The sequence below is a fragment of the Allobacillus salarius genome, from assembly GCF_007559425.1.
Taxonomy (GTDB): Bacteria; Bacillota; Bacilli; order Bacillales; family Alkalibacillaceae; genus Allobacillus; species Allobacillus salarius.
In genome coordinates this window covers 1-555 of sequence record NZ_VMHE01000085.1, presented here as the reverse complement: position 1 = coordinate 555, position 555 = coordinate 1, and the positions used below count along the sequence as shown (strand labels likewise).

Sequence of the window (555 nt, the reverse complement as noted above, 5' to 3'; positions counted from 1 at the left end):
CATGAATACCCTCCGTACAAATATGTTTAATCTTCAAAGTGTCTCAATCTACTTCTTAATATCTCTATCTCTCGCTCTTTAACTTTCACATCACCTTTTAACTGTTCAGCTTGCAACATCACGCCAAACAATAAGATGACTAGTAATATAATTGCTATGACTAACCACATCATCTACTCTGACACCTCCGCCCTCATCAAATCAGACTGATCGCTCAACTTTGCGAAGTAAATCGGCGCCTCTACATCATCATTAGCCGTCATCATAATATATACTTGCTCAGTTACATACTTACCTAACTCATACATCGCTAGTAAGAATAATAGTCTCAAAATTTCTTTAACCACCACTAAACACCCCATGTTAATTTATCGATAATTTGTATAGCTTGTTTTAATGCGTCTCTTTTTTCTTCGATATCTCTATTATCGCCATCTTCATCAGCTGACATTAACTCACTGTCATATTCATATAATAGTTCTGATATTTCATTACTAGCTACTACTAATAAGTTTTCATCTACATCAATCGTTACCGTTTTCTTTGGCATCTCCA

3 protein-coding genes are annotated in these 555 nt (G+C 35.1%); all 3 read right to left on the bottom strand.

Annotated elements, in window-relative coordinates; translation table 11 throughout:
* Positions 1-26 precede the first annotated feature (26 nt).
* Genes FPQ13_RS13245 through FPQ13_RS13235 form a run of 3 tightly spaced genes read right to left on the bottom strand, consistent with a single transcriptional unit; the run spans position 27 to position 550 of the window.
* On the bottom strand, positions 27-173 hold the full coding sequence (locus tag FPQ13_RS13245; RefSeq protein WP_000990005.1) for a hypothetical protein: 147 nt from the start codon (positions 171-173) through the stop codon (positions 27-29).
* Positions 174-347 carry a transcriptional activator RinB gene (rinB, locus tag FPQ13_RS13240; RefSeq protein WP_061684985.1) on the bottom strand — a complete coding sequence of 58 codons (174 nt, stop codon included), beginning with the start codon at positions 345-347 and terminating at the stop codon, positions 174-176.
* Between the two features lie 2 nt (positions 348-349).
* Positions 350-550, bottom strand: coding sequence for a hypothetical protein (locus FPQ13_RS13235; protein ID WP_001125015.1), 201 nt, complete (start codon positions 548-550; stop codon positions 350-352).
* Positions 551-555: the final 5 nt, after the last annotated feature.